The following is a 1,753-nucleotide window of genomic DNA, read 5'->3' as shown; positions in this document are numbered from 1 at the left end:
TGTTTCAGGATTGTTCTTGGAGTCGGTCGTGGAGGATGCGGGACAGTTCGACGCGGCGGGTCTTGAGGGTGGCGGTGCGGGGGAGTTGGGCCATGGGGATGTGGACGGGCTCGGCGAGTTGGGGGTAGTCGCCGGTGGCCTGCCGCCAGCGGTCGGGGTCGACCGGTTCGTCGTCGCGGGTGCACACCACCGGGACGGCGGTGGCGTCGGGGCCGGAGACCACGACGAGTTCGACGAGTTCCTCCAGCCGGTCCAGGACCGCGTCTTCTATCTCCAGGCTGGAGCCGACCCCGGGAATGGTGTCGATCTCCCGGTCGAGCATGTGCAGACAGCCCAGCCTGGTGCGGTAGCCCACGTCCCCGGTGCGCCACCAGCCGCCGTTGACGTTCTCGTCGTAGCGCTCCTGCTCACCGTGGTAGGTCTTGGCGATCCCGTCCCAGCGCACCTCGATGAACCCGGGATTGTCCGGGGAGACCGCCGCCCCGTTCTGCGAGACGACGCGGACCTTCGCGCTGCCGGGCAGCGCGAAGCCCACGCACCGCCCGTCCATCTCCCGCGCGTGGCGGCGGTAGTACGGCCGGCCCACCGCCGGGCCCACCTCGCTCTGGCCGTAGATCTGGAAGAACTGCGGCGCCCGGCGCCGGGAGGAGTCCAGCAGCCGGCGCACCGTACGCGGATGGATCGCATCGAAGGTGGAGGAGAAGTACTTCACCGACGCGAAAGGCCGCCGCGGATCGCTGACCAGCCCCTCCCACGCCAGAAACGAGTTCGGCAACGCCTCGATCAGCCCGGGCCGGTTCTTCACGAAGAACTCCGCCACCTCATCCGGGTCATGATTGTTGACCAGGACCGTGGGCATCCCCTTCATCAACACCAGCGCCATCGCCGCGAACAACCGCGAATGCACGAACGGGATACTGATCGCCACCGTCTCCCGACGCGGCATCACCCCCAGCATGAACAACTGCGGCCGCAACCGCGTCCGCATCGTCCGCGCCGTATGCACCACCAGCTTCGGCAACCCCGTCGTCCCCGACGTATGCGTGATCATCGCCGGCTCATCCAACCCCGTGAACACCGGCCGCACACCCGGCGAACCCGCCAACCCCGCCAACGACACACCGCCCCGGGTGCCACCATCGGCATCGGTGCCAGCATCAGCCTCGGTGGTGGTGTCGGCGTCGGTGGTGGTGTCGGTGACGGTGATGACCGACTCCGTCAGCCCGTCCAGGTCCTCACCGGCCAGCACCTGGAGTTTGACCGCGTCGGTCAGCAGGTGCGGACGGCCCAGCCGCCGCATCAGCGCCGCGACCGTCGCAGCGTCCAGAGCCGGCGAGAGCATCACCGGAACGGCGCCCAGGCGGGCGGCGGCGGTGCCCAGGATCCACGAGTCGAAGTTCGGCCGCTTGTAGACCACCACATGGTCCCCGGCCTGCACCCCCGCCGCGGCCAGCCGGCCCGCCAGATCCACCACGTAATGCGCCAGCTCCCGCACCGTGATCCGACGCCCCGCCTCAGGCAGCACATCCAGATCATGATCCAGCGTCAACAGCACCGACCCATGCCGCACCGCCGCACGCTGCGCGAGAACCCCCAGATACAAACCACGTCTGTGCACCGGATTCTGGCTCACAAGGCCCTCCACCCACACCAGCATCGTTCCCGAAAACCCACCGACAAACGTGCCGTCCCGAAGCCACGCCCACCCAGCATCCGCCACCCCGCTTGGCCACCACACACCAACGACTTGGCG

1 protein-coding gene is annotated in these 1,753 nt (G+C 68.6%); it reads right to left on the bottom strand.

What is annotated here, in order from left to right; genetic code table 11:
- Positions 1-4: 4 nt before the first annotated feature.
- Positions 5-1,657, bottom strand: coding sequence for an AMP-binding protein (locus ABD317_RS36535; protein WP_344296300.1), 1,653 nt, complete (start codon positions 1,655-1,657; stop codon positions 5-7).
- Between the last annotated feature and the right edge of the window lie 96 nt (positions 1,658-1,753).

This window comes from Streptomyces synnematoformans (assembly GCF_039531005.1).
In the GTDB taxonomy this organism is placed as follows: domain Bacteria; phylum Actinomycetota; class Actinomycetes; order Streptomycetales; family Streptomycetaceae; genus Streptomyces; species Streptomyces synnematoformans.
This window is presented reverse-complemented; position numbering and strand designations above follow the sequence as displayed.